23 protein-coding genes are annotated in these 23,537 nt (G+C 67.3%); 6 read left to right on the forward strand and 17 right to left on the reverse strand.

Annotation, left to right across the window (positions count from 1 at the left end; genetic code table 11):
• Window positions 1–24 precede the first annotated feature (24 nt).
• Window positions 25–1,107: a phosphotransferase family protein gene (locus tag ACW17U_RS00450; protein WP_062149844.1), complete on the forward strand. Its 1,083-nt coding sequence runs from the start codon at window positions 25–27 to the stop codon at window positions 1,105–1,107.
• A 4-nt stretch (window positions 1,108–1,111) separates the two neighbouring features.
• A complete protein-coding gene (locus ACW17U_RS00455) occupies window positions 1,112–2,404 on the forward strand; it encodes a metal-dependent hydrolase family protein (protein WP_492054415.1) in 1,293 nt (430 codons plus the stop codon).
• A gap of 118 nt (window positions 2,405–2,522) precedes the next feature.
• Here ACW17U_RS00455 and lpxK read toward each other — a convergent pair whose 3' ends face one another.
• The 5 genes from lpxK to ACW17U_RS00480 are packed head-to-tail and all read right to left on the reverse strand — an operon-like array spanning window position 2,523 to window position 8,309.
• Window positions 2,523–3,530 carry a tetraacyldisaccharide 4'-kinase gene (gene lpxK, locus ACW17U_RS00460; RefSeq protein ID WP_492054416.1) on the reverse strand — a complete coding sequence of 336 codons (1,008 nt, stop codon included), beginning with the start codon at window positions 3,528–3,530 and terminating at the stop codon, window positions 2,523–2,525.
• Window positions 3,527–4,777: a 3-deoxy-D-manno-octulosonic acid transferase gene (locus ACW17U_RS00465; protein WP_492055767.1), complete on the reverse strand. Its 1,251-nt coding sequence runs from the start codon at window positions 4,775–4,777 to the stop codon at window positions 3,527–3,529. The genes lpxK and ACW17U_RS00465 overlap by 4 nt, the downstream gene beginning before the upstream one ends.
• A 2-nt stretch (window positions 4,778–4,779) precedes the next feature.
• Window positions 4,780–5,781 (reverse strand): cation diffusion facilitator family transporter, encoded by a 1,002-nt coding sequence (locus ACW17U_RS00470; protein WP_492054417.1) that lies wholly within the window; start codon window positions 5,779–5,781, stop codon window positions 4,780–4,782.
• Between the two features lie 30 nt (window positions 5,782–5,811).
• Entirely contained in the window at window positions 5,812–6,534 is a 723-nt protein-coding gene (locus tag ACW17U_RS00475) for a lysophospholipid acyltransferase family protein (RefSeq protein ID WP_492054418.1), read from the reverse strand.
• Window positions 6,531–8,309, reverse strand: a complete 1,779-nt coding sequence (locus tag ACW17U_RS00480) for an ABC transporter ATP-binding protein (protein ID WP_492054419.1) — start codon at window positions 8,307–8,309, stop codon at window positions 6,531–6,533. Before ACW17U_RS00480 ends, ACW17U_RS00475 begins: the two co-directional genes overlap by 4 nt.
• Before the next feature lie 130 nt (window positions 8,310–8,439).
• On the opposite strand from ACW17U_RS00480, the gene ACW17U_RS00485 reads away from it, so the two are divergent.
• A complete protein-coding gene (locus ACW17U_RS00485; RefSeq protein ID WP_492054420.1) occupies window positions 8,440–9,105 on the forward strand; it encodes a fused DSP-PTPase phosphatase/NAD kinase-like protein in 666 nt (221 codons plus the stop codon).
• A 121-nt stretch (window positions 9,106–9,226) separates the two neighbouring features.
• Here the strand turns inward: ACW17U_RS00485 and ACW17U_RS00490 are convergent, their stop codons facing one another.
• From ACW17U_RS00490 to obgE, 9 genes are all read right to left on the reverse strand, one after another.
• On the reverse strand, window positions 9,227–9,451 hold the full coding sequence (locus tag ACW17U_RS00490; protein ID WP_062149822.1) for a DUF4170 domain-containing protein: 225 nt from the start codon (window positions 9,449–9,451) through the stop codon (window positions 9,227–9,229).
• A 30-nt stretch (window positions 9,452–9,481) separates the two neighbouring features.
• Window positions 9,482–10,261: a 3'(2'),5'-bisphosphate nucleotidase CysQ gene (locus tag ACW17U_RS00495; protein ID WP_062149819.1), complete on the reverse strand. Its 780-nt coding sequence runs from the start codon at window positions 10,259–10,261 to the stop codon at window positions 9,482–9,484.
• Window positions 10,258–11,589 carry a TldD/PmbA family protein gene (locus ACW17U_RS00500; RefSeq protein ID WP_492054421.1) on the reverse strand — a complete coding sequence of 444 codons (1,332 nt, stop codon included), beginning with the start codon at window positions 11,587–11,589 and terminating at the stop codon, window positions 10,258–10,260. The genes ACW17U_RS00495 and ACW17U_RS00500 overlap by 4 nt, the downstream gene beginning before the upstream one ends.
• A gap of 50 nt (window positions 11,590–11,639) precedes the next feature.
• The gene (locus ACW17U_RS00505; protein WP_062149813.1) at window positions 11,640–12,041 is read right to left on the reverse strand and encodes an MAPEG family protein; all 402 of its coding nucleotides are present in this window, start codon (window positions 12,039–12,041) and stop codon (window positions 11,640–11,642) included.
• Window positions 12,042–12,125: 84 nt separating this feature from the next.
• Entirely contained in the window at window positions 12,126–13,955 is a 1,830-nt protein-coding gene (locus ACW17U_RS00510; protein WP_492054422.1) for a M14 family metallopeptidase, read from the reverse strand.
• 23 nt (window positions 13,956–13,978) lie between these two features.
• The gene (locus ACW17U_RS00515; protein WP_492054423.1) at window positions 13,979–15,511 is read right to left on the reverse strand and encodes a UbiD family decarboxylase; all 1,533 of its coding nucleotides are present in this window, start codon (window positions 15,509–15,511) and stop codon (window positions 13,979–13,981) included.
• A gap of 46 nt (window positions 15,512–15,557) precedes the next feature.
• Window positions 15,558–16,580 carry a cupin-like domain-containing protein gene (locus ACW17U_RS00520; protein WP_492054424.1) on the reverse strand — a complete coding sequence of 341 codons (1,023 nt, stop codon included), beginning with the start codon at window positions 16,578–16,580 and terminating at the stop codon, window positions 15,558–15,560.
• 3 nt (window positions 16,581–16,583) lie between these two features.
• Window positions 16,584–17,732, reverse strand: a complete 1,149-nt coding sequence (proB, locus tag ACW17U_RS00525; RefSeq protein WP_492054425.1) for a glutamate 5-kinase — start codon at window positions 17,730–17,732, stop codon at window positions 16,584–16,586.
• The gene (gene obgE, locus ACW17U_RS00530; RefSeq protein WP_062149788.1) at window positions 17,729–18,793 is read right to left on the reverse strand and encodes a GTPase ObgE; all 1,065 of its coding nucleotides are present in this window, start codon (window positions 18,791–18,793) and stop codon (window positions 17,729–17,731) included. Before obgE ends, proB begins: the two co-directional genes overlap by 4 nt.
• Before the next feature lie 174 nt (window positions 18,794–18,967).
• On the opposite strand from obgE, the gene ACW17U_RS00535 reads away from it, so the two are divergent.
• Complete coding sequence (locus tag ACW17U_RS00535; protein ID WP_062149785.1) at window positions 18,968–19,927, forward strand: hypothetical protein; 960 nt, start codon at window positions 18,968–18,970, stop codon at window positions 19,925–19,927.
• Window positions 19,928–19,931: 4 nt separating this feature from the next.
• Here the strand turns inward: ACW17U_RS00535 and ACW17U_RS00540 are convergent, their stop codons facing one another.
• The 3 genes from ACW17U_RS00540 to rplU all read right to left on the reverse strand — a co-directional run bounded on the left by ACW17U_RS00540 (window position 19,932) and on the right by rplU (window position 21,470).
• Entirely contained in the window at window positions 19,932–20,465 is a 534-nt protein-coding gene (locus tag ACW17U_RS00540; protein WP_492054426.1) for a GNAT family N-acetyltransferase, read from the reverse strand.
• 190 nt (window positions 20,466–20,655) lie between these two features.
• Window positions 20,656–20,925, reverse strand: coding sequence for a 50S ribosomal protein L27 (gene rpmA, locus ACW17U_RS00545; protein ID WP_062149779.1), 270 nt, complete (start codon window positions 20,923–20,925; stop codon window positions 20,656–20,658).
• Window positions 20,926–20,957: 32 nt separating this feature from the next.
• Window positions 20,958–21,470: a 50S ribosomal protein L21 gene (gene rplU / locus ACW17U_RS00550; RefSeq protein WP_062149775.1), complete on the reverse strand. Its 513-nt coding sequence runs from the start codon at window positions 21,468–21,470 to the stop codon at window positions 20,958–20,960.
• Between the two features lie 198 nt (window positions 21,471–21,668).
• Here rplU and ACW17U_RS00555 point away from each other — a divergent pair, with 198 nt between their 5' ends.
• Complete coding sequence (locus ACW17U_RS00555) at window positions 21,669–22,298, forward strand: hypothetical protein (RefSeq protein WP_492054427.1); 630 nt, start codon at window positions 21,669–21,671, stop codon at window positions 22,296–22,298.
• A 43-nt stretch (window positions 22,299–22,341) separates the two neighbouring features.
• Complete coding sequence (locus ACW17U_RS00560) at window positions 22,342–23,457, forward strand: CobW family GTP-binding protein (protein WP_492054428.1); 1,116 nt, start codon at window positions 22,342–22,344, stop codon at window positions 23,455–23,457.
• The last annotated feature ends 80 nt before the right edge of the window (window positions 23,458–23,537 follow it).

The following is a 23,537-nucleotide window of genomic DNA, read 5'->3' on the forward strand; positions in this document are numbered from 1 at the left end:
AAACAAGTGTTGGGGAGAAACCGCATGGCCGACGCCGCCGAACAGACCGCTCAGGACCTGAACTCCGGGACCAAGCCGGTCGATCCGCGCCATGCGATCGACGAAGGCAAGCTGGCCGCCTGGCTGACGGCCCATGTCGAGGGCTATCAGGGGCCGCTGGAGGTGCGCCAGTTCAAGGGCGGCCAGTCCAACCCGACCTATCAGCTGGTGACCCCGACGAAGAAATACGTCCTGCGCCGCAAGCCGCCGGGCAAGCTGCTGCCCAGCGCCCACGCCGTGGATCGCGAGTTCAAGGTCATTTCCGGGCTCAACAAGGCCCACTTCCCCGTCGCCAAGGCCTATGCCCTGTGCATGGACGAGGACGTGATCGGCACGATCTTCTACGTGATGGACAATGTCGAAGGCCGCATCCTGTGGGACGGCACCCTGCCGGACTACCAGCCGGCCGAGCGACGGGCCATCTATGAGGCCCAGATCGACACCCTGGCGGCCCTGCACACCGTCGACTATGCCGCCGTCGGCCTCGCCGACTACGGCAAGCCGGGCAACTATTTCTCGCGCCAGATCGACCGCTGGACCAAGCAGTACAAGGCCAGCGAGACGACCACCCTCGAGGACATGAACCGTCTGATGGAGTGGCTGCCGCAGAGCTGCCCGCCGGATGACATGACCTCGATCGTCCACGGCGACTATCGCCTCGACAACATGATCCTGCACGCCACCGAACCGAAGGTGGTGGCGGTGCTGGACTGGGAACTGTCGACCCTGGGCAATCCCCTGGCCGATTTCAGCTATTTCCTGATGAACTGGGTCATGCCCTCCGACCAGCGCGGTGGCCTGTCGGACATCGGCGACCTGACCGCCTATGGCGTGCCGACCATCCCCGAGGCGGTCGAGCGCTACTGCAAGGCCACGGGCCGCGACGGCCTGCCCAATCTGGACTGGTACTTCAGCTACAACCTGTTCAGACTGGCCGGCATCTGCCAGGGCATCGTCGGTCGCGTCCGTGACGGCACGGCCGCCAGTGCCCATGCGCAGCTGATGGAAGCACGCGTGCCGGTTCTGGCCCGAGGGGCCTGGAGCTTTGCGCAGAAGGCGGGGGCCTGAGACCTTGATCCGTAAACTGATGACGGGCGCCTGCGCCCTGGCCCTGACGGCCGGCCTGTCGGGCGTTGCCGCCGCTGAAACCCTGTTCGTCCAGGCCGGTCGGCTGCTGGCCGACCCCGCCACGGGCAAGGTCGAGACCGCCAGGACCCTGGTGATCGACAAGGGCAAGATCGTCCGCATCGTCGACGGTTATGTCTCCGAGCCCGGCGGCAAGGTGGTGGATCTGAAGGACAGCTTCGTCCTGCCGGGTCTGATCGACAGCCATGTCCACCTGACGGGCGAGCAGAATCCCAATTCACGGCTGGAAGAAGTCACCCAGTCCTCGGCCGACCAGGCGATGGTCGGGGCCGGCTTTGCCCGCAAGACCCTGATGGCCGGCTTTACCACGGTTGCCGACCTCGGGGCCGACAATGCGGCGGTCTTCGCGCTGCGGGCGGCGGTCAAGCGCGGTGACGTGATCGGTCCGCGCATCATTGCCTCGGGTTCGGCGGTCTCGATCCATGGCGGCCACGGTGACATCAACGGCTTCAGCGAAGAGGTCATGCACGCCCTGCGGCCGGCCTCGGTCTGCTCGGGCGCCGATGACTGCCGCCGGGCCGTGCGCGAGCAGGTCTGGCGCGGGGCCGACGTCATCAAGATCACCGCCACCGGCGGGGTGCTGTCCAATACGGCTGCGGGTCTCGCCCAGCAGTTCTCGGGTGCCGAGCTGGAAGCCATTGTCGACGCCGCCCACCGCATGGGCCGCAAGGTCACCGCCCACGCCCATGGCGTCGACGGCATCAATGCCTTCCTGAAGGCCGGTGGCGACTCGATCGAGCACGGCACCTATCTCGACAACGAAAGCATCGCCCTGTTCAAGAAGAACGGGGCCTATCTGGTCCCGACCCTGATGGCCGGCGACTTCGTCTATCGGATCGCCTCGGGGCCCAACAACTTCCTGACCCCGGCCCAGACCACAAAGGCCCTGGACGCCGGTCCCAAGATGCTGGCCATGGCCCGCCGCGCCCATGAGGGCGGGGTGAAGATCGCCTTCGGCACCGACAGCGGCGTCTCGGCCCATGGCGACAATGCCGGCGAGTTCGCCCTGCTGGTCAAGGCGGGGCTGAGCCCGCTGGAAGCGATCCAGACGGCCACGGTCAATGCCGCGGCCCACTTCGACCTCTCGGCCGAGATCGGCTCCCTGGCCCCCGGCAAGGCGGCAGACCTGATCGCCGTCAAGGGCGACCCGCTCACGGACGTGACCGTGCTGCAGAGCGTGACCTCAGTGATCAAGGGCGGGGCGGTGGTGAAGCCCTAGTCACTGGCCACCTCCGCGCCTCCGGCGCTCCTCCCCCGGAGGGGGAAGATGACTTCAGCGCGGTGCATCTTCCCCCTCCGGGGGAAGACGATCGCGAAGCGATCCGTAGGGGGCAAGTCTACAGCCCCACCTTCGCCAGCACGGCCGCCAGGGCTGCCTCGTCCTCGAAGCGGGCCCGGACCGGCCAGGGCGTGACCCTGTCGCGCCAGGCGGGCGACAGCCGCACCCAGTCCTTCTCGGTGGTGACCAGTCCGGCGTCGAAAAGGGCCGCTCGGTCGGCCAGCATCTTCAGGGTCCCGTCGTCATAGACGCCATGGTCGGGGAAGGGCGCGAAATCGACCAGCTGGCAGCCGGCGGCTAGCAGGGCGCGCTCGACCTTCCACGGCTTGCCGACCCCCGCAAACCCCATCTGTGGCCCCGGCGGAACGGGCGCAGCCGGCTCCAGTCTGGCGATCAGCACCGGCTTTTCACCGAACAGGGCCAGCAGGTCCGGATCAGCCGTCGGCAGGTCGGCGGGCAGTAGCAGGACGACGGCATCGGCCCGGGCCAGTCCGACCTTGAGCGGCTCGCGCATGGGGCCGGCCGGAAACACCCGGCCATCGCCGAAGGGCCACTCGTCCTGGCGGGTTTCGCCGTCGACCACGACCAGAGACAGGGTCTTGCGGATGTCCGGGTTCTGATGGCCGTCATCCATGACGATGGCCTTGGCCCCGGCCGCCGAGGCGGCATGGGCTCCGGCGACGCGGTCACGGGCGATCCACATCGGAAAGTCCTGGGCCAGCATCAGCGGTTCGTCGCCGACCTCCAGCGCCGTATGGCGAGACCCGTCGACCCGGGTCGGGCCCCTGTCGCTGCCGCCATGGCCGCGGGCGAGGCCGTGGGCCTCGATCCCCCGCTGGGTCAGGGTCAGAAGCAGTTCACGGACGATAGGGGTCTTGCCGGTCCCGCCGACTGTGACATTGCCGACGCAGATCACCGCCGCCCCGACCTCGCTGCCGGGGCCCCTGGCCAGTCGGCGGGCCGTGGCGGCTGCCCAGATCCAGGACAGGGGGGTGAGCAGGGCGCGGGTAATGGGCGATGGCGCGCCGGACCTTTGGTACCACCAGCGGGGCGTCGACAGCTTCATGGGACAAGCTCGATGATGCGGGTCAGGCCGGCCCGGGCCTCGGCGTCGCGGGCTTCGACAAAGGCCGCTGCACGTTCGGCCCGCGCCCTGCCGGCGGCGGGTTCGGCCAGGGCGGCGGCCAGGCGCTCGGCCAGGACGCCGGCATCGGCCAGGACGAGGCCTTCGACCGCCGACAGATCAGCATAGGCGGTCAGCCAGTTCTCGACATGCGGGCCCGACAGGATCGGGCAGGACAGCCGCGCCGGCTCCAGCGGATTATGGCCGCCGATGCCGGGCACCAGGCTGCCGCAGACCAGGGCGAGGTCGGCCAAGCGGAACCACAGGCCCAGCTCCCCCAGGGTATCGGCGACCAGAACCTGGGCCGGCGAGGCCTCCGGCGCGATGCTGCGCAGGCTGACGGTCAGGCCCCGTGCCAGGGCCTGGGCGACGATGGCGGGGCCGCGCTCGACATGCCGGGGCACCAGCACCAGCCGCGCCCGGTCCGCCAGGGGGGCGAAGGCGTCGAGCACGATCTCATCCTCGCCCGGATGGGTACTGGCTGCCAGCAGCAGGGGACGATCGGCCAGGAGGGACTGCAGACGCTCCAGTTCGGCGGCGTCGGCGGGCAGGGGCGCAGCCCCGAACTTCAGATCGGCCTCGCCGGCGACGCTGCCACCGAGACTGGCCAGGCGTTCGGCAGCCCGGCTGTCCTGGGCCAGGATCAGGTCGAAGCCCGAGAACAGCTGGTGGGCCGCGAACGGCCGTGCCCGCCAGCCGTCGAAACTCTTGTCCGACAGCTTGGCCGAGACCAGGGCCAGCCGGGTCCCGGCGGCCTTGGCCTTGAGCAGCATGTTGGGCCACAGCTCGCTCTCGACGAAGACGGCAAGGTCCGGCCGCCAGTGGCCGATGAACCGCCGGGCCCCGCCGGGTGTGTCGACCGGCACATACTGATGGATCACCCCCGGGGGCAGCCGCCGGGCCAGCAGCTCGGCCGAGGTCACGGTGCCGGAGCTGACCAGCACCGTGGCGTCCGGCCGCTCGGCGCGCAGGCGCTCGACCAGGGGCAGGATCGACAGGCTCTCGCCGACACTGGCTCCGTGCAGCCAGACCAGGGTCCCGGGCGGACGGGGCAAGCTGGACCGGGCCAGACGTTCCGGCAGGCGGGACGGGTCTTCCTTGCCCCTGGCCGCGCGGCGCTTCAGCAGCAGCGGCGCGAAGGGTTCCAGACCCGCCGTGGCGAGCCGGTAGAGCCAGAGCGACAGCGGCAGGCTCACACCACGTCCGCGGGGGCCAGGCGGCAGGCATGGGTGCCGGCGGTGTGCTCGATCTGCACGGTGGCATGGCCGATCCTGAACTGGCTGGCCAGGTCCGCGCAAACCGCGTGCAGGAACTGATCGTGATCTTCCGCCGCCGGCCGGACGATGTGCGCGCTCAGGGCGGTTTCGGTCGTGCTCATCGCCCAGATGTGCAGGTCATGGACCTCGACGACGCCAGGCCGGGTCGCCAGCCAAGCCCGCACCTTGGCGGGGTCGATACCGCGCGGTGCGGCGTCCAGGGCCATGTCCAGCGAATCGCGCAGCAGGCCCCAGGTCCCGAGGACGATCACCACGACGATCGCCAGGCTGGTGACCGAGTCGATCCAGAGCCACTGGGTCAGCATCATCAGCAGGGCGGCGACCACGACACCCGCCGAGACGGCGGCATCGGCAGCCATGTGCAGGAAGGCCCCGCGGGCATTGAGGTCGTCCTTGGAGCCCCGCATGAACATCAGGGCCGTGGCGGTGTTGATGGCGATGCCGATGGCCGCCACGATCATCACGGGGCCGCTCTCGATCGGGGTCGGGGCTGCGAAGCGGCGGACGGCTTCCCAGGCGATGGCACCCGTCGCCGCCAGTAGCAGGGCGGCATTGGCCAGGGAGGCCAGTATGGTGCCCTTGCGCAGGCCATAGGTGTGGCGGCCGCTGGGCGCGCGCTTGGCCAGGGTCGCCGCACCCCAGGCCAGGACCAGACCGAGCACATCGGACAGGTTGTGGCCGGCGTCGGCCAGCAGGGCCAGGGACTGGGTCAGCAGGCCGGCCGCAAACTCGACCAGGACGAAACCCAGGTTCAGGGCGACGCCCACCGCAAAGGCGCGGCCGAAATCCTTGGGGACGTGATGATGGTGACCATGCCCATGCCCATGCCCATGCCCATGCCCGTGATCGTGAGCATGGTCATGTCCATGATGGTGATCATGGTGATTGTGAGCGTGGCCCGAATGGTCGTGCGGCATGGCCCTACATCCCACCATGGGCGGGCCGGATCAATGGCGGACCGGTTCTCCGTCCGTCTCGCCGACCAATTGCTCCGCCCGGCGTGAGACGGCCGACAGTCGCTCGCCCCAGGCCTGGGCCAGACTGTCCGGATCGTCGTCACGACCGGCGGTGGTCGGGCCGTCCCAGACCATGGCCGCCCGGGCAAAGGGCAGGGGAATGATGGTGCGGTCCCAGGTGCCCAGTCGCAGGCAGGGCTTCATCGCCACGCCGACGAATAGCACCGGAGCGCCACTGACCCGGGCCAGGGCCACGGCACCCTTTTGCAGAACCTCGACCGGGCCGCGCGGACCGTCAGGGGTAATGGCCATGGCCCCACCGTCCTTGACCCACTTGACCATGTCGCGGAAGGCCTGCTCGCCGCCCTTGTTCTTGGCCGTGTCGGTTTTCTTCAGCGAGGAGCCCCGGATCGCAGGCAGGCCCAGCCTGGCGATGACCCGGGCGATGAACTCGCCGTCGCGGGACTGGCTGACGAGAACCCGGATTTCCGGCTTGTCAGGCCCCTGAGGCCAGGTGGCAGGCCCCACCGGAACGCGGGAGTGCCACAGGGCGAGAATGGCACCGGACCGTCTGGCGAGACTTTCCGCCCAGACCTGCTCGGCGATCGACTGGCCCTCACGGGTCCAGCGCAGGGTGCGATAGGTCAGGGCCAGATAGCCCGACATCAGCCTGACCAGCAGGCCCATGACCAGGGGGGAGCGCAGCGGCTTCATGCGGTAGTGTCCGGCAGGTGATCCAGGTCCTGCGCCTTGGCCAGGCGGGCATAGAGGCCCCCGGCCCGCACCAGGTCCGGGTGGGTTCCGGTTTCGACCACCTTGCCCCTGTCGATCACATAGATCCGGTCCGCGCCCTTCACGGTGGACAGACGGTGGGCGATCAGGATGGTGGCGCGTCCCGCCATCAGCCGCTCCAGGGCGGCCTGGACCTGGGCCTCGCTCTCGGTGTCGAGGGCGCTGGTGGCCTCGTCCAGCAGCAGGATGGGCGCATCCTTCAGGAAGGCGCGGGCGATGGCGATCCTCTGGCGCTGGCCGCCGGACAGGCGCGCACCGGCCTCGCCGACGCCGGTCTCATAGCCATCGGGCAATTCGCTGATGAAGTCATGGGCGGCGGCCTGACGGGCGGCAGCGATGATCGCCTCGTCCGTCGCATCGGGCCGGGCATAGGCGATATTGGCGCGGATGGTGTCGTCGAACAGGAAGGGCTCCTGGGTGACCAGGGCGATGCGGTCGCGCAGGGAGGCCAGGGTCACCGAACGCACGTCGTGACCGTCGATGGTCACCGCCCCCGCCGTGACGTCATAGAAGCGGGGGATCAGGTTCAGGATCGAGCTCTTGCCGCCCCCCGACGGTCCGACCAGGGCAATGGTCTCGCCGCGCTGGACCTGCAGGGACACCCCGCTCAGGGCCGCGACCTCTCCGCCATAGGAGAAGCTCACCGCGTCCAGGGCGATGGCATTGTCGCCCGGTGGCAGAGCGCGGGCATCGGCGGGGTCGACAATGGTCGGGGCCACGTCCAGGGCTTCGAACAGTCGGCGGGCGGCGGTCAGGCCCTCGCTGAACACCGTCTGCAGATTGGCCACCTGGCGCAGGGACTGGGCCGCCATCAGCAGGGCGCTGAGGAAAGCGAAAAAGGCCCCGGCCGTGATGTCGCCGGTCGTGGCGCGCCAGCCGGCATAGACAAAGACACCAGCGGTGATCAGGGTTGTGAAGGTCTCGGTGGCCGGCGCGGCCATGGCCCTGGCATTGGAGCCCTTGATCAGATGGTGCTGGCGACGGTCGACCACGGCGGCGACCCGCGCCTCCTCATAGGCCTCGCGGTTCTCCATCTTGACGATCTTGACCCCGTCCAGACTCTCCATGATCGCGGTCGACAGGTTGGAGGTCTCGCCCATGGCACCCTTGGCGGCCTTGGTCGTCTTCTTCGAGAAGCGGCGCATGATCAGGCTGGCGACCGGCGCGATCACCAGCACCCCGGCGGCCAGGATCGGGTCGAGGCTGAACATCACCGCCAGGGCCCCGATCACGGTCAGGAACTCGCGCGTATAGTTCACGACCCCGCTGGTGGCCGCCTCACGGATCAGGCTGGCGTCATAGAGCACCGACGAGACATAGGAGCCCGAATGGGCTCCGCGCAGCCGGGCCAGGTCGGAGCGGACCAACTTGCCGAACAGCTGCACCTGGACGTCGCCGACCACACCGTTGCCGATCCGGTTGATGAAGGTCGCCTGCAGTACCTGGAACAGGCCGCGCAGGACGGCGATGCCGGCGATGGCGGCCGGGATGGTCAGGATCGCCCCGGGGCGTGGATTCGTGATCAGCTGGTCGACGGCTGGCTGGATCATCCGGGTCAGCTGGGCGCTGAGGCCCGCCACGATCGCGGCGCTGACCAGTGAAACACTGAGCCCCTTCCAGCGCGGACGCAGGTAGTCGCGCCAGATCCGCATCGCGAGGGCGCGGTTGGAGGCAGGTGGCGCGGCGGCATCAGTCATGGGCGAGGGGTCGGACGTCGGGGCCAAGCTGTCAAGGACGCGGGCGCATCAGTCGGGATGGAAACGACAGGGCGTTTTGCAAAAGACGCCGGTCTATCCTACCTAGGCGCGGACATTGAGGGGACGCCACTTGGCCAAGTTCGACCTGACCACGCCGTGGGGCCGATTCCAGACCTATCTCCACTATCTGTGGAACGACCATGCCTATCTCAGGGTCGGGTTCTCCAACGCCCATTGGGTCAGTCCTGAACTGGTGCGCGCCAACCAGCCCTGGCCCTTCCAGCTGGCCTGGTGGAAGAAGCGCGGCATCAGGACCATCGTTAATCTGCGGGGCGGGTTCGACGGAAGCTTCTATGCCCTGGAGAAGGACGCTTGCGAGCGCCTGGGCCTCAACCTGGTCGACTTCACCATCACCTCGCGCGAGGTGCCGATCCGCGAACGGGTGCGCGGGGCCAAACTCTTGTTCGAAACGCTCGAATATCCGGCCCTGATCCACTGCAAGTCGGGCGCTGACCGGGCCGGGATCATGAGTGTGCTCTATGCCCACTACCGCCTCGGCCTGCCGATCCGCGAGGCGATGAAGGAGCTGTCGCCGCGCTATCTGCACATCAAGGCCGGCAATACCGGTGTGCTGGACTATGTGTTCGAACAGTATCTGGAGCGGGGCGAGCCCAAGGGCCTGACCTTTACCGACTGGGTCGAAAGCGACGACTACGATCCCGTGGCGATGAAAAAGACCTTCCGCGCCGGGATGCTGGGCAAGCTCCTGACCGACAAGCTTCTGCGCCGGGAATAGCTGCTCCCCTTTAGGGGGAGCTGTCGCGGAGCGACTGAGGGGGTCTTCGCAGCGGTTGCCGAGTTAGCCCCCTCCGGCCCTCCGGGCCACCTCCCCCAGAGGGGGAGGACCTATCAGCCGTTCAGCCCAGGCTCGGATCCAGAAGCTTGTGGGCGTGGATGATGAAATAGCGCGCATGGGCGTTGTCGACGGTGGCCTGGGCCTTGGCCTTCCACGCCTTGTGGGCGTCGGCATAGGTGGCATAGGCCCCGACGAACTCGACCTTGTCGAGATCGCGGAACTCGATGTCGGAGACATCCTTCAGTTCGCCGCCGACAACGAGATGGAGAAGCTGCTTATCGGGCATGGTGGGGCACGTTCCTGCGAGGAATTATCTTTATGGCAGGTCGATATGCCCGACACGGTTAAGGATCAATGGCGCGAGTGTCGCATTGGCGCAAACCAGGCTCGGAACCAGCGGAACAGGGCGATTATAGCGGTAGGGATTGCCCTTGTGGTCCGATAACCAGGCACCGGCCTCCGTGCGGATCAGATCGGCTGCGGCGACATCCCACTCGCTCTTGGGGGACAGGGCGACGGCTGCATCGAAAGCCCCGGCGGCGACCAGACAGACCCGATAAGCGATCGAGTTGCGGCTCTCGACCCGCATGGCGGGCCAGGGAGTCGTCCAGGCCGGGTGCACGAACATCTTGGCGTCACCCAGCATGGCGGCGTCCTCGAGATCGTCGGTGTCGCTCGGCGAAATGGCCATGCCATTGAGCGTCGCCCCGCCTCCGTGTCGGGCCGAATAGGTCTCGTTCAGGGCCGGGGCATGGACGACACCGGCGATCGGCCGGCCGTTCTCGACCACGGCAATAGAAACGGCGAACCACGGCTTGTTCTTCATGAAGGCGACCGTGCCGTCGATCGGGTCGACCACGAACTGGCGCGTCGTCGTCAGGCGGGCCGGATCATCGACGGTTTCTTCCGACAGCCAGCCATAGTCGGGCCGGGCAGCCCGCAGGCGCGTCTTCAGCAGGGTATCGACGGCCAGATCGGCGTCGGTCACCGGCGAGCCGCCGTCCTTGGACCAGATCTTCAGACCCCCGGCGCGCGCCTTGAGGGCCAGCTCGCCCGCCTCTCGCGCCGCGTCGAGGATCAGATCCAGATCGGTCATTTGCCGGCGATGGCCAGACCGTCGACGAGGATGGACGGCGCATTATTGGCACCGCGGAACTCCAGGTCCGTGCCCGGAATCAGGCGGGCATAGATGTCGATCAGGTTTCCGGCCACGGTGATCTCCGTGACAGGCCCGGTGATCTCGCCGTTCTCGAACCACAGGCCCGAACAGCCCACCGACCAGTCGCCGGTATTGCCGTTCAGCGCGGGGCCGAACATCGAGGTGACCAGGAGACCCGTCCCGGCGTCGGCCATCAGTCCGGCCTGATCGCGCGTCCCCGTCGACAGGGTCAGGTTGCTGGTCGAGACGCCCGAAGGACCCGCCAGACCGCGCGAGGCATGGCCGGTTGTCTCAAGGCCCAGCTGTTTGGCACTGCTGGTATTGAGCAGCCAGGTGGTCAGGACGCCGTCGTCGATCAGGGCCCGGCGGACGGTGGCAACGCCCTCGTCATCGAAGGGGGCCGAACCCAGGCCGCGCACCCGGTGTGGGTCCTCGATCAGGCTGACACCCCGGGCGAAGACCTGCTGGTTCAGCTTGTCTTTCAGGAAGGACGATCCGCGCGCGATCGAGGGACCGGAAATGGCCCCGAGCAGCGGACCGATCAGTGACATGGCCAGGCGGTTTTCGAAGATCACCGGCGCGGTGGTCGAGGCGATCTTGCGGGCATTGAGCCGCACGACCGCCGAACGGCCCGCCTCGCGGCCGATATCGCCGGCACCCGGCAGATCGGCGAAGTGACGGGCCGAACGGCCTTCGCCGCCCCGCTCCATGCCCGCCCCCTCGCCGGCAATGGCCGAGCAGGACAGGGAATGGCCGGTGGCGGCATGGGCTCCGGAAAAGCCGGCACTGGTGACCAGGCGCCAGGTCGCGGCGCTCCAGCTGGCCGTGCCGCCATCGGAATTGGTCACGCCCTCGACCGAGCGGGCCCCCTCTTCGGCGAGGCGCGCCTGGGTTTCCAGGGTCTCGGCGGTCGGCTCATAGGCGTCGATCAGATCGAGTTCGGGGAACGGACCCCTGGCCAGGCGATCACCGGGCGCGAGGCTCGCATAGGGATCCTCGGGTGCCAGCCGGGCCATGGCCACCGCGCGCTCGATCAGCTTGGCGCGGGCCTCGCTGGAAATGTCCGAGCCCGAGACCGTTGCGCTGCGCTGGCCGATGAACACGCGCAGGCCCAGATCGCGGGCCTCTTCGCGTTCGACCTCTTCCAGTTCGCCCAGGCGAACACTGACGGAAAGGGATTTGCGCTCGGCGAAGACGGCTTCGGCCGTATCGGCCCCAGCCTTGAGTGCGGCCGAGACCACGTCGTTCAGCAGATTATCGTCCATGGGGTCTTATGGACGAGGCCTATGGTGCCGGGCAAGGTGCCCTGGCGGCTTCAGGCGATGGCGTAGAACAGCAGGGCCACGCCGACGAAGATATAGGCCAGCCAGGTGGCCACCATGCCGAGGGCGCGCGGGATCGAGGCCCCGCCGCTGCTGGACAGGCCGACCGCATGGACCAGGCGGCCGGAGAACAGCACAAAGCCGGCCACATGGATCGCCAGGGGCGGGGCCCCGACCACGGCCAGAACCACCAGAGCGATCAGGCCGGTAGGCACATACTCGGTGGCATTGCCGAAGGCACGGATGGCGCGCGCCAGTTCGGGAATGCCTTCGTCGCCGAGCGAGACCTTATGCTTCTGGCGCAGGCGCACGACCAGCAGCGACAGGGTCAGCATCAGGAAGACGTGCAGTCCTGCCCAGAGGGCGGCGGCATGACCCGAAGTGATCGTATCCATCAGAGAACCCTGCAATTTCCAACTCGCCGTCCGGGCGAGGCGGCATAAAAGCCCGCTCCCGCGCCCGGATGCAAGCGACCTGCCCTATAGGGCGAGTTCACGCGCGATCGGGTAGAGCAGGTGGCGGTCGTCATAGAAGGGTGTCCGGCGGTAGAACCATGAGAGGCGCGCTTCCGGATCGGCCGCGAATTTCGGGTCGGCCGCCAGCTTCTCCTCGAACTCGGCTTTGAGCGCAGGATCCGCCGCCATCATCTTTTCGGCCAGGGGTGCGATGGCATAGCCCTCGATATATTCGACCCGGCTCAGCACCTCGGGCACCATGCCCCAGGCGAAGAAGCTCTCGCTGGATTGCGGCTCCAGCAGCAGCACGACGAGGTCGCCAAGAGGCTGGTCGGTCGGCACCCGCACCGATCCGGCCGGGAAAGTCCAGTCTCGGGTCTCGGCCTTGACCTGGGTGACGGTGATCTGGACGTGACCCTCATTGGCGCGGGTCGCCAGCTTGGGGTCGGTCAGGCGCAGCATCTCGACCGGCAGGGTCCTGGCGGCCGCCAGGGGCTCGACCGTCACGCCGTGCAGCCTGAGCCGCTCGATCAGATCGGCGCGATAGCTGGGGACATAATAGGCGGTGGGCCGCTTCAGGGTCAGGGACGGCTTGGAGCCATAGAACGGAACCTGCCACAGGGCCGGGTCCGGTTCGCCCAGCCAGCGGATTTCCTTCCGGCCCGAGGCCGGGCTGTCATAGGTCTCGTAGCGGATGCCCTTGAAGGCGCGCGTATAGGCAGGCTTGGGATCGGCGACGAAATTGGCCGGGATCTCGGCCGGGCGCAGGGCGCTGTCGGCGGCGATGGCCGATCTCAGGTCGCCGCCCTTCTCGGCCAGCAGCTTCAGGGCGGTTTCGATCAGCACATAGGTTCCGAGCACGCGCTGGGCATGGGGCTTGAGGCTGTGGTTCTCGATCAGGATGGTCGAGACATGGGCCGCCGCGCCCCAGCCATTGGAGAAGCGCTCGCCCAGGCCGCCGTCCGAGAAGCCGGCCTTGGGATTATGTTCATCGATCCCGAACACCAGCTCGCCGGGAATGTGACCCTGGGCTTCGAGGCCCTGGTTGAGGGCGGGCTTGAGCACCCCGTTCAGCCATTGGGCAATGGCCGGCGAGCGACTCCAGACGCCGTTTTCACCGTTGAAGCCGTAGGTGACGTCATACTGGTAGTCCATGCCGTCGGTGACATGGACATCGACATAGAGATCGGCCCGGTACCTGGCCTGCAGGCGCTTAAGCGCCTGCATTTCCGGCTGGTCGAGCTTCATGAAGTCGCGGTTGAGGTTCTGGTTGGTCGCCGTATTGCGCCAGCCCTGGATGCGGGGACCACGCTGGTTGGGGCGGCTATAGGCGGAGGCCCGCTCATGGCCGTCGACCGACAGGATCGGGATCAGCAGCAGATTTACCTTGTCGAGCAGCGCGTCCTTGCCGTGGAAGGCGATGTCGCGCAGCAGCATCATGCCCGCGTCCTTGCCGTCGATCTCGCCCGGATGGATGCCGGCCTGGACCAGCAGCAGCGGCTTCTTGGGGTCGAGCTTGGCCCCGTCCTTGGAGGCGATCACCGCATAGATCTCGCGGCCTTCAGGCGAGGTCCCGAACGCTTCGATGCGGATCAGGCTCGAGGCCTTGTCCAGCCGGTCGAACCATTTGCGGGTCTCGACATAGTTGGGGCTGAAGTCATGGGCTGGATCGGCCTCGAACGCCGTCACCCAGGGATCGGTCTTGTCGCGCAACAGGGCCTGGCTGGCGCCCTTCCACGGGGGCGCGGGCGGCAGAAAGGGCTGGTCCCAGGGCTTAGTCGGGGAGTTGGTCTGTGCCATAGCCGTGCTCGCCATCAGTACGGCGGCTAGGGCCGCCAGGGTTAGGTCCCGCATTCTCAACGCCTCATGCCGTCAGATCACGCCTTCCAGATCGGCTTGCCGTCACCCGGCAGGCCCAGCCGGCCCCACATGTCGCTGACCTTGTCGATCACGGCCTGATCCATGCGGATCTCCTGGCCCCATTCGCGATGGGTTTCGGGCGGCAGCTTGTCGGTGGCGTCCAGGCCGATCTTGGAGCCGAGGCCGCTCTCGGGCGACGCAAAGTCCAGATAGTCGATAGGTGTATGCTCGATCACCGTGATGTCCCGCGCCGGGTCCATCTTGGTGCTGATCGCCCACATCACGTCCTTCCAGTCGCGGGCATTGATGTCGTGGTCCACGACGATCACCCACTTGGTGTACATGAACTGGCGCAGATAGCTCCAGACGCCCAGCATCACGCGCTTGGCGTGGCCCGGATAGGCCTTCTTCATCGAGACGACGGCAATGCGATAGCTGCAGCCCTCGGGCGGCAGCCAGAAGTCGACGATCTCGGGGAACTGCTGGCGCAGCAGCGGGATGAACACCTCGTTGAGCGCCTCGCCCAGCACCGAGGGCTCGTCCGGCGGCCGGCCGGTGAAGGTGGTCAGGTAGATCGGGTCCTTGCGCATGGTGATCGCCGTCACTTGGAAGACCGGGAACTTCTCGACGCTGTTGTAATAGCCGGTGTGGTCGCCATAGGGGCCTTCGTCGGCATATTCGTCGAGCAGGACGTGGCCTTCCAGCACGATCTCGGCGTGGGCCGGCACCATCAGGGGCACGGTCTTGGCGGCGACCAGATCGACCTTGGCTCCGCGTAGCAGGCCGGCGAACTGGTATTCGGAGAGGGTGTCAGGCACCGGGGTCACGGCGGCCAGGATGGTGCCGGGATCGGCCCCCAGCACGGCGCAGGCGGGCAGGGGCTCACGCTTGCCGGCCTGCTTGTGGCGGGCATAGTGCTGGGCCCCGCCGCGATGGGCCAGCCAGCGCATGATGCACTTGTCCTTGCCCAGCACCTGCATGCGGTAGATGCCCAGGTTGAAGTCGTCCTCGCGGTCCTTGCCGGGGCCCTTGGTGACGATCAGCGGCCAGGTGATCAGTGGTGCCGGCTCGCCGGGCCAGCAGGTCTGGACCGGTAGCTTGGACAGGTCGATATCGTCGCCGGTCAGGACGATCTCCTGCACCGGCGCCTTCTTCACCGTGCCCGGTCGCATGGCCATGACGGTCTTGGCCAGGGGCAGCATGTCGAGGGCGTCCTTGAGACCCTTGGGCGGGGCGGGCTGGCGCAGGAAGGCCAGCAGTTCGCCGACCTCGCGCAGCTCGCCGGCCGTCTCGCGGGGCTCGCCGCCCAGGGTGACGCCCATGGCCACGCGCTTGACGGTGCCAAACAGGTTGGCCAGGGCTGGCATCGGCGAGCGCGACCCATCAGCCAGGATGACGTGCTCGAACAGCACCGCCGGGCCGCCGGTGGCCAGCAGGCGGGTCTGGATCTCGGTCATTTCCAGCACGGACGAGACCGGCTCGCTGACCCGGACCAGTTCGCCCTTGGCCTCGAGGACGTCGATGAATTCGCGCAGGGACCGATAGGCCATGAGGTGCTCCTTGGAGGCCGGAACCTAGTGGTTTTTTCGGCCTTGGCTACGCCTTGCCCAGGGCCTGAAGCAGGATTCCGCGGATGCGGTTCAGATGCTCGGGCGTCATCTCGCCCAGGGAGCCGCGCCGATCCGGCGGCAGGTGGGCGACCGGGTCACCATCGGTCTTGAAGACGAAGTGATCAAAGACGTCGCGCCAGATCGCCCGCTCGCTGGCGGACATCTCGCGGATCGAGGCCATGGCATGAAGCAGGGCCTCCAGAGGTCGGCCCAGGACCGCGCGCGGCTCGGCCCACCAGTAGTTGATCAGCACGGTGAAGGGGTCGAGCGACTCGACATTGTGGAACCAGAAATAGGGGATGTAGATCGCATCCCCAGGCTCCAGCTCGGCGACCTGGGCGGTGGACCAGGCCTCGGCGAAGCGCGGATAGCGGGCGAGATCGGGGGCGGCGATGTCCACCATGCTGACCGGCGGACCGGCCGGGGTGAACTCCAGGGGGCCCAGATAGAGGTTCTTCAGCTGGTCGGGCGGGAACAGGGTGAAACGCCGTCGGCCCGCCACCGCGCAGGCGATATTGTAGTTCATGTCGAAATGGGTCGCGGTGGTGATCGCATTGCCGATCCAGATCCGGGGCCCGACCGCGTCGTCGAGCAGGGGCTGGGGATTGGCGGCGGTGAAGCCGGGCAGGGCGCTGGCGGTCGGGGTCGACTGCACGGCCAGGGCCGGGGGCTCGGCGGCGTCGCGGAACGACAGCAGGGCCCCCAGGGCCTCGCGCAGGGGCACGGTGCGGCGGCGGAAGTTCAGGCCGTCCAGGCTGTCGGTATAGAAGAACCGCCCGCCGATCTCGGGTCCGCCATGCAGGATTGTGACCGGTCCGCCGGCGTCCAGGCCCAGCAGGTAGTCGGCCATGGCCTGGTCGGAGACCTGGCCGGCCGCTACGGCGGGCCAGTCGGCGACCAGACCTTTCAGGACAGCAGGCCGGCCAGACGGCACGATCTGGTCGCGGAAGACCTCGCGGCTGACATCACGCCATTCGGGCGTCCGGAACGGAGCGGGGCCGAGGGTCATCGACTAGTCCGCGACCGCCAGATCGTCGGCATGGATCATCGGGCCCTCGGTGAATCCCAGTTCGGCCTCGATGGCGTCCGAGCGCAGGCCGGCGATGCGGTGGGCGTCGGCGCTGTCATAGCGGATCAGGCCTCGGGCCACTTCGCGGCCGGTGTCGTCGCGCACCCGCACGGCATCGCCCTTGTCGAAGGGGCCTTCGACGGCCCGGACCCCGGCGGCGAGCAGGCTCTTGCCCTTGGCCAGGGCTGCGGCGGCACCGGCATCGACCGAGACCCAGCCCTGTGGGGCGAGGCTGCCGGCTATCCAGGCCTTGTAGGCGGCGGCGGGACTGGCACCGGCCTCGATCAGGGTCGCCTTGCCCCCGGCCTCGATGGCCTTCAGGGGATGCGGGCGCGAGCCCAGGGTGATCAGGGTGGCGCAGCCGGCGGCGCGGGCGATGCGGGCGGCGGCGATCTTGGTAGCCATGCCACCGGTACCTACGCCTGAAGCCGCATTGGCTCCGCCGGCCATGGCCTCGATCTGGGCGGTGATTTCCGAAATCACCGGCAGATGGGTCGCGGCCGGATCGCGCCGGGGGTCAGCCGTGTAGAGCCCGTCGATGTCGGACAGCAGGACCAGCAGGTCGGCACCCGCCAGCTGGGCGACCCGGGCGGCCAGGCGGTCATTGTCGCCGTAGCGGATTTCCTCGGTGACGACCGTGTCGTTCTCATTGACCACCGGCACGACGCCCAGGCCCAGCAGGGTCTCGACCGTAGCCCGGGCATTGAGCCAGCGCCGCCGGGTCTCGGTATCGTCACGGGTCATCAGGATCTGGGCGGCGCCGATGGCATGCGGTTCGAAGGCCTCTTCCCAGGCGCGCATCAGTAGGGACTGGCCGGCGGCGGCGGCGGCCTGTTTTTCCGGCAGGGTCAGGGACTTGCGGCCTGTCAGGCCCAGGCGACGACGGCCGAGGGCCACGGCCCCGGACGAGACCACGACCACCTGCTGACCCCGGGCGCGCAAGGCGGCGGCATCATCGCAGAAGGCCTGCAGCCAGGCGTGGTTGGCCGCGCCGGTCTCGGCGTCGACCAGCAGGGCCGAGCCCACCTTGAAGACGATGCGCCTCGCCGTGGCGAGTGGCCCGGGTTCCGCGCCCTGCTGGGCCGGACTCACGGGGTCCAGCCCCCGGGGGTCTCCGGAATATGGTCTTCTTCCTCGTCGATTTCCTCGATCTCGTCACCGCGACGAACCCGGACTTCGCGATAGGCGGCTCTCAGCAGCTCTTTCACGCCCTTGCCCGAGACGCCGGAGACCAGACGCGGCTTGACGCCGGTCAGGGCCTCGAGTTCGGCGGCCTTGGCGGCGATGGTCTCTTCGTCGAGGGCGTCGATCTTGTTCAGGGCCAGGATCTCGGACTTGTCGCCGAGCTCGTCACCATAGGCTTCGAGTTCGCCCCGGATCGTGGTCCAGGCCCCGCAGATATCCTCCTGGGTGGCATCAACCAGATGGATCAGCACCGCCGACCGCTCGACATGGCCCAGGAACCGGGTTCCGAGGCCTGCGCCTTCCGAGGCCCCTTCGATCAGTCCGGGAATATCGGCCAGGACGAAACGCTCGCTGGTCGACAGGTCGACCACGCCGAGGTTCGGGGTCAGGGTCGTGAACGGATAGTCGGCGATCTTCGGCTTGGCGGCCGTGGCGGCGGCCAGGAAGGTCGACTTGCCGGCATTGGGCAGGCCGACCAGGCCGACGTCTGCGATCAGCTTCAGCCGCAGCCAGATCCAGCGTTCTTCGCCTTCCTGACCCGGATTGGCATATTTCGGGGCCTGGTTGACCGGACCCTTGAAGTGCAGGTTGCCCCAGCCGCCGTTACCGCCCTTGCACAGGCGCACGCTCATGCCGGCCGTGTCGAGGTCGGCGATCAGGGTTTCCTTGTCCTCTTCCAGCACCTGGGTGCCGACCGGAACTTTCAGGGTGATGTCGGCACCGGCGGCCCCGTGGCGTCCCCGGCCCATGCCATGGATCCCGGTCTCGGCCTTGAAGTGCTGCTGATAGCGGTAGTCGATCAGGGTGTTGAGGCCGTCCACGGCCTCGATCCAGATATCCCCGCCCCGGCCGCCATCGCCGCCGTCGGGACCGCCATATTCGATGTACTTCTCGCGTCGGAACGAGACCGCGCCGCCGCCGCCGTTGCCGGAGCGGATAAAGATCTTGCACTGGTCCAGAAATTTCATCTGCGTCTTTTGTCGCAAGGCGTCCGCCGCGTCGAGCCGAAATGGCGTCGCTTGGTCGCAGACCTATGAGCAGAACACCGTTCGGTTCTGTGACGAAATGTTAAAACACACCGTGCGACGAAGTGTCATGCAGCGAAACCACCATTTTTATCCTGGTGGTGTGGGGGCCTGGCGTTGACCACGACACAAAGCTTTGGAGAGGCACTGGCGAAGGACCTTCGGGAACTCACGCCCCAGTTGCTCTGCAAAAAGTACGCTGACGAAGCTTCGATCCACCGCAACATCCTGATGAGCCGTGGTACCGGCGTGACGGGCACCTGGCGCGATTTCCGCGCCTTCCTCGGGGATATCGGCCAGCGGCCGACCCCTGGTCATGGCCTGGTGCTGATCAACCGTTATGAGCGAACCTATGGTCCCGGCCGTGCGGCCTGGATGACGGCCGAGGAGCAGGCGGCCCACGAGGCCGAGTTCGACCGCATTCGCGCCGAGAAGCAGCGGGAAGAACAGCTGCTGTTGCACCAGGCCGCCGCCGTTAAACGCTCCAAGGATCCCAAGGCCGCCGCCTTCGGGCAATGGACGCCGATGCAGGGCCAGCAGGTGGCCTATAGCGACGTCGCCAAGAAGCTGAACATCCCGATCACGGCCCTGTCCAAAACCATGGCTGACGGCCGCTCGGCCGACGATCTGATCAAGCGGGCCTCATCCGCCAGCGACCTGATCAATCCGGAGGCCACCTGGCTGCCGCCGGACCCCAAGCGCAAGGCCGGCTTCTTTGAAGCCTTCCGGATCTGGCACATGCAGGTGCAGCCCCAGTTCAGCCGCGCCGCGACCCCGACCTTCCTGTTCCTCTACATCGCCCTGCCGGTGATGAAGCAGTGCCGGGACGAACTGATCGACCTGAACCTCTGGAACCCGCTGGGTCAGAGGGCCATGACCGCCCGCGACAATCATGGCTCCTGGAAGAAGTACTGCGAATTCATGCCCCGGGCGCAGGTGGCCCTGATGGAAATCCCCATCTATGCCACCTACTCGCTGCTGTCGGACCTGGACGCCCTGTGCGACCGCATCCTCACCGCCGAGAAGCGCTTCCGTGAAGGGGCGCAGAAGGTTATCGCGACCCACCGCGCCGCCTGACGGGTCAGGCTAGCCAGACCATCATCCGCGTCTGTGCCACCGCACCACGCGCGACGGACGGCTTGGCCTCGACTACGCCGGTATAGAGAAACCCGGCCTTGATCAGCACCTGGCCCGAGGCCGGATTGTCGGCGAAATGGCCGGCGACGACGAGCCGCTTGCGCCAGTCCTGCTTGGCCCAGGCCAGGGCGCTCTGACAGGCCTCCGTCGCCAGGCCCCGGCCCCAGAAGGGCTTTCCGATCCAGTAGCCGATCTCCAGCTGTCCCCCCGGCGGGGTGAACAGGCCAAGGACGCCGACGACGCCCTCGGCTTCGAGATCCAGGACGAAGGTGTTGTCCCGCCGGCGGTCCTGCGCCTGGCAGCGCCCCACGAAGTCTTCGGCATCCGACCGGCCATAGGGCCAGGGCATGCGGGTGGTCATGCGTGAGACGTCACGATCACCGCCGAGGCTCGCCAGGCGCGGCACATCGTTCATGGTGGGCGCACGAAGGGTGACGCGCCGTGCTTCGATGATGGGGCTTTTGTCGATGACGCACATCTTAGGCCTCCTGTCTGACCGGCCCCTCTTTGCGCGAGGACCGTGACGACGCCATGGCGATTCGAGGCTTCTTGGCGCCGCAGGCAAAACAAAAGCGGGGAGTCCGGCGTGCCCGGACTCCCCGCTTAGGTTCGTCTGTCCGGGTCGTCTTCTCGGCGGAGAAGCACGACCCGAAAAAGTCGAGTGCGTACTACTCGGCAGCCTGCGCCTTGGGCGCGACCGTTACGTAGGTGCGATTATGCTTCTTGGTCACGAACTTCACCGCGCCTTCGACCAGGGCGAAGAGGGTGTGGTCCTTGCCAATGCCGACGCCGGCACCCGGCCAGAACTTCGTACCGCGCTGACGGATGATGATGTTGCCGGCGAGAACCTTCTCGCCGCCGAACTTCTTCACGCCAAGGCGGCGGCCGTCGGAGTCGCGACCGTTGCTGGACGAGCCGCCTGATTTCTTGTGAGCCATCTTGCTCTCCTAATCTCTAGAGGCGCAGCCGCTTAGGCTTCGCCGTCTTCCGGGGCGGCTGCGGCCTTCTTCGGCGCGGCCTTCTTCTTGGGGGCGGCTTCAGCGACCGGAGCGGCCGACTTGGCGACCGGGATCGTGAAGGGGACAGCCGCGTCGCCGAGGCCACGGGCCCGGGCGTTCAGGATGACCTTCGGGGTCAGGTCGATGACGCCGTCCCACTTGGCTTCCTTGCCGGCGCCGGCGACCGAGGTCACGCGCAGGACCGTTTCGGTCTGGCGGTGGCCGCGGGTGCGGCGATAGCCCTGACGGCGGATCTTCTTGAAGATCTTCACCTTTTCACCCTTGCGGGTTTCAATCAGGGTGGCGTTGACGACTGCGCCGTCCACCACAGGGGCGCCGACCGTCACGGCCTCGCCTTCGCCAAGCATCAGGACTTCGCCGAAAGCGACTTCCGAGCCCGGTTCACCGTCGAGCTTTTCGACAACCAGCAGATCGCCGGCTTGGACCCGGTACTGCTTGCCGCCGGTTTTGATCACCGCGTACATAGGTTAGCGCCTTAAGAAACGTGCGTTCGCAAAATAGGGAACGCCCGCAAGGAAACCCGGCGGGCGAGGGGGCGGACTTATACAGTCGGCCGTTCCTGAGTCAACGGGCTGTGACAGATTCCTGGCCATGAAACGGTGAAGATCCCCAGGAAGGATTCAGGCTGGAACGTTACAATGTAACAGTATATAGCCTCGGGGGTGAATTCGACCTTCTTCGCCTCGATCGCCGCCACCGGTTTCGCCGTGGCCTTCCTGCATGCGGCCCTGCCAACCCACTGGCTGCCGTTCGTGCTGGTCGGCCGCGCGCAGAAGTGGTCAACGGGCCGTACCCTCGGCGTGACCCTGCTGGCCGGCCTGGGTCATGTGGGCCTGACGATCGTGCTGGGACTGGCGCTCGTCATGGCCGGCCTGGCCCTGCAGCCCAGCCTGGGCGGCATCTTCCACTGGATCGTGGGCGGGCTGATGGTGGCGGTCGGTGTCTTCTATGTCTTTCGGAGCCGCCATAGCCACGCCCTGCCGGAGGCCAGCCGTCGGACCTATGCCTCGGACAGGGCGGCCGTGGCAGCCCTCGTCACCCTTCTTACCCTGTCACCCTGCGAGGCCTTCCTGCCCTATTACCTGGCGGGGATGGAGCATGGCTGGCAGGCCTTCCTGCTGCTCAGCGGCGTGCTGATGGCGGCGACCGCCGCCGGCATGCTGATCTTCACCAGCCTTAGCCTGGCCGGCTTCCAGCGGCTGGGCCTGGGGTGGGTCGAGCGCTATGAGCAAACCATCCTCGGCGTAGCCCTGATCCTGGTCGGTCTGGCCGTCGCCTTTCTCAAGACCTGACAGCGGGCTTCCGCCGGGACCTCCGAGGCCCTAAATAGCGGCCATGACCCAGACCGCTTCCTCGACCGGCAAGATCCCCGTCACCGTGCTGACCGGCTATCTCGGTGCCGGCAAGACCACCCTGCTCAACCGCATCCTCACCGAGGCCCACGGCAAGCGCTATGCCGTGATCGTCAACGAGTTCGGCGAGGTCGGCATCGACAACGACCTGGTGGTCGGGGCCGACGAGGAAGTGTTCGAGATGAACAATGGCTGCGTCTGCTGCACGGTGCGCGGCGACCTGATCCGGGTTCTGGCGGGCCTGATGAAGCGCAAGGGCGGCTTTGACGCCATCATCGTCGAGACGACCGGCCTGGCCGATCCCGGCCCCGTCGCCCAGACCTTCTTCGTCGACGAGGACGTCAAGGCCCGCACCTATCTCGACTCGGTCACCGCCCTGGTCGACGCCAAGCACATCCTGCTGCGCCTGTCCGACAGCCGCGAAGCGGTCGAGCAGATCGCCTTCGCCGACCAGATCGTGCTGAACAAGACCGATCTGGTCTCCGAGGATGACCTGCGCCATGTCGAGGCCCGCATCCGGCGGATCAATCCCCTGGCCCCGATCCACCGTGCCCAGCGCTCGAACGTCCCGCTGAGCGCCATCATCGGCAAGCACAGCTTCGATCTCGAGCGGATCACCGAGCTGGAGCCGGATTTCCTCAATCCCGCCCATGGCGAGCCCGGCCATGTGCATGACGAGCATTGCGGCCACGATCATCACCACCACGATCATGGCCATGACCATGTTCATGATGAGCACTGTGGTCATGACCACGGCCACGACCATGGGCACGATCACGCCAAGGCCAGCGCGGTCCATGATGATGGCGTCAAGGGGATCTCCCTGACGCTGGACCGGCCCGTGGACGGCCAGAAGATCACCGCCTGGCTCAATGACCTGCTGGCCCGTCGCGGGCCCGACATCCTGCGCGCCAAGGGCATCATCGACGTGCAGGGCGAGAACCGCCGCCTGGTCTTCCAGGCCGTCCACATGATCCTGGAAGGCGACTTCCAGCGCCCGTGGCTGGACAGCGACAAGCGCTACAGCCGCATGGTCTTTATCGGTCGCGACCTCGACGAGGCCGAACTGAAGGCCGGGTTCGAGGCGACGGCTGCCTGACTGGCCCAGGCCTTGCCACCCGCAGCCCAGAACCCCGGTGTTGCGAGCCAAATTGGAACGCCGGGCGAGGGGTGGGTGCG

This window comes from Caulobacter sp. AVps16 (assembly GCF_058681455.1).

What these genes read in the sequence shown, in the direction of transcription:
- ACW17U_RS00450 (WP_062149844.1), top strand. Translation starts at nt 25, where the DNA reads ATGGCCGACGCCGCCGAACAGACCGCTCAGGACCTGAACTCCGGGACC.
- lpxK (WP_492054416.1), bottom strand. Translation starts at nt 3,530, where the DNA reads ATGAAGCTGTCGACGCCCCGCTGGTGGTACCAAAGGTCCGGCGCGCCA.
- ACW17U_RS00470 (WP_492054417.1), bottom strand. Translation starts at nt 5,781, where the DNA reads ATGCCGCACGACCATTCGGGCCACGCTCACAATCACCATGATCACCAT.
- ACW17U_RS00475 (WP_492054418.1), bottom strand. Translation starts at nt 6,534, where the DNA reads ATGAAGCCGCTGCGCTCCCCCCTGGTCATGGGCCTGCTGGTCAGGCTG.
- ACW17U_RS00480 (WP_492054419.1), bottom strand. Translation starts at nt 8,309, where the DNA reads ATGACTGATGCCGCCGCGCCACCTGCCTCCAACCGCGCCCTCGCGATG.
- ACW17U_RS00490 (WP_062149822.1), bottom strand. Translation starts at nt 9,451, where the DNA reads ATGCCCGATAAGCAGCTTCTCCATCTCGTTGTCGGCGGCGAACTGAAG.
- ACW17U_RS00495 (WP_062149819.1), bottom strand. Translation starts at nt 10,261, where the DNA reads ATGACCGATCTGGATCTGATCCTCGACGCGGCGCGAGAGGCGGGCGAG.
- ACW17U_RS00500 (WP_492054421.1), bottom strand. Translation starts at nt 11,589, where the DNA reads ATGGACGATAATCTGCTGAACGACGTGGTCTCGGCCGCACTCAAGGCT.
- ACW17U_RS00505 (WP_062149813.1), bottom strand. Translation starts at nt 12,041, where the DNA reads ATGGATACGATCACTTCGGGTCATGCCGCCGCCCTCTGGGCAGGACTG.
- ACW17U_RS00510 (WP_492054422.1), bottom strand. Translation starts at nt 13,955, where the DNA reads ATGCGGGACCTAACCCTGGCGGCCCTAGCCGCCGTACTGATGGCGAGC.
- ACW17U_RS00515 (WP_492054423.1), bottom strand. Translation starts at nt 15,511, where the DNA reads ATGGCCTATCGGTCCCTGCGCGAATTCATCGACGTCCTCGAGGCCAAG.
- ACW17U_RS00520 (WP_492054424.1), bottom strand. Translation starts at nt 16,580, where the DNA reads ATGACCCTCGGCCCCGCTCCGTTCCGGACGCCCGAATGGCGTGATGTC.
- obgE (WP_062149788.1), bottom strand. Translation starts at nt 18,793, where the DNA reads ATGAAATTTCTGGACCAGTGCAAGATCTTTATCCGCTCCGGCAACGGC.
- ACW17U_RS00540 (WP_492054426.1), bottom strand. Translation starts at nt 20,465, where the DNA reads ATGTGCGTCATCGACAAAAGCCCCATCATCGAAGCACGGCGCGTCACC.
- rpmA (WP_062149779.1), bottom strand. Translation starts at nt 20,925, where the DNA reads ATGGCTCACAAGAAATCAGGCGGCTCGTCCAGCAACGGTCGCGACTCC.
- rplU (WP_062149775.1), bottom strand. Translation starts at nt 21,470, where the DNA reads ATGTACGCGGTGATCAAAACCGGCGGCAAGCAGTACCGGGTCCAAGCC.
- ACW17U_RS00560 (WP_492054428.1), top strand. Translation starts at nt 22,342, where the DNA reads ATGACCCAGACCGCTTCCTCGACCGGCAAGATCCCCGTCACCGTGCTG.